At 68.3% G+C, this 1,665-nt stretch carries 3 protein-coding genes; all 3 read right to left on the bottom strand.

Annotated features, from left to right (window positions below):
• Positions 1-135: 135 nt before the first annotated feature.
• Positions 136-588, bottom strand: coding sequence for a hypothetical protein (locus ACFU7Y_RS43765; protein ID WP_380772029.1), 453 nt, complete (start codon positions 586-588; stop codon positions 136-138).
• Between the two features lie 192 nt (positions 589-780).
• Entirely contained in the window at positions 781-1,050 is a 270-nt protein-coding gene (locus ACFU7Y_RS43760; protein ID WP_380772028.1) for a hypothetical protein, read from the bottom strand.
• A gap of 91 nt (positions 1,051-1,141) precedes the next feature.
• Complete coding sequence (locus ACFU7Y_RS43755) at positions 1,142-1,462, bottom strand: transposase family protein (RefSeq protein WP_380772026.1); 321 nt, start codon at positions 1,460-1,462, stop codon at positions 1,142-1,144.
• Between the last annotated feature and the right edge of the window lie 203 nt (positions 1,463-1,665).

Raw genomic sequence — 1,665 nt, 5'->3', positions numbered from 1 at the left:
CACGCATCCCCGGGGATGCGTGAGCCAGGGCATCCACGTGGGCCTCTGCGGCGGACGAGGTCCATGCAGGCCGCCACGGTGGCCGAGCCCCGGATGTTGACAACTCCCGGACTCGGCATTCACATTGATGAAGCGTCAGCAAGTCACCGGAACTTCCACCACCGGCCGAGTGCCGAACGGGCCGCTTCCCTGCACCGAGAAGGTCGCACGCACTGTCGAACCGCACGGGGCGGTGGCGGTGAAGCCGTCCACCCGTACCGCGGTGGAATGGAACGCCGTGCTCCCGCTCACGGAGCCGAGCGAGTTGCCGCCGACCACCTCGGCCGACAGATTGGTGTACAGGGTCTGCCACGACACCGGCCCGTCGGGCGGGCCGGCAAGGCCGATCTTCCCGTAGATCACGATGCTGCTGCCGGTGACGTCTGTGCAGGCGTAGGTCGCCAACCCGGCCTGGAGACTGTACTTGCAAGTCGTGACCGTGGCGGTGGCGGTGTCAGTGCCGGTCGCGGCGGCGAAGGCCGGCACGGGCGCCGTGAGCAGGGCTGTGGCACCGGCGGCGCCCACCACGATGCGGGTGATGCGGTTCATGGTCTTCTCCTTCAGACGATGTGAGAAACCGTTCGGAGACAGGCACTGTTAGACATGTGACATTTCACGTGTGCCATGACCCAAACTTTGCCATGCGATTCCAAGGCTCCGGCCCATTCTTACCTTCGAAGTGCCAGCCCGTCTGAAAGTGCATCCTGGGTGACGTAAATCCGCCCGGCTGGGCCAATGCGGCTACCACCTCGGGCGAACCCGCGTCGAACGCCGGGTGAACCACCTCCCCGCCGTCCGGCTCGCGGCCTCCGCCGTCGGCCAGGCCGCCAGGCTCGACGCCTTCCGGTCGGGCAGCAGGTCCACCGGCCGGCGGGTCTCGGCGTCGACCAGCACCGTCCCGTAGGCGCGGCTCTTGCGCGTCGCGTACTCGTCGACGCCCACCACCCGAGGGGCCGGCGGCACCGGGTCGGGAAGCTCCTCGACCAGACGCAGCACCGTGCTCCGGCTCACCGATACCCCGAACACGGCGGCCAGCCGGGCACCGGCCCGCCCGGCAAGCCGCCAGGCCGACCAAGGCGAGTGTGGCCCGCAACTGCTCGGTCTACCGGCCGTGGCGTCGTGTCAGCCCTTCGATCTGCTCGGCGAACGTCCGCCGCCCGAACGACGGGTTGCCGCATACGAAGTGCCTCACCCGCAAGCTCAACCGGACCCGTCTGCCCCCGACCGGACCGTCGACAGGAAACCGCAGGTAGGAGCTGTGCAGCTGGGTCGACCAGTCCCCGCACCCCGGGCAGCTGTGCCCCACCGCCGAGCACTCGACCTGCACGTTCACCGACTCGACGTCCACGTCGACCGACAGCACCCTGACGCCCGCGACCGACGGAAACAGCAACCCCTCCAACCGGGGCACCAGATCATCCACGGTCCCGCACTGTCAGCCACCACAACCTGGCCGCTGACGAATTCCGGGCAACTTCCCAACGCCTACCGCACCGGCACGTCGCCACTCACCGTGCGCAGGCCACGGAAGTGATGCTGTTGGTGATCTTCACTGGGGAGGGTGAGGCTGACGGCTTTGCCGGTCGCTGGCCCTGTGCGCCTGCTGTCCTGATCTGGAGATCCGAG

It is taken from the genome of Kitasatospora sp. NPDC057542, assembly GCF_042801945.1.
Lineage (GTDB): Bacteria > Actinomycetota > Actinomycetes > Streptomycetales > Streptomycetaceae > Kitasatospora.
This window is presented reverse-complemented; position numbering and strand designations above follow the sequence as displayed.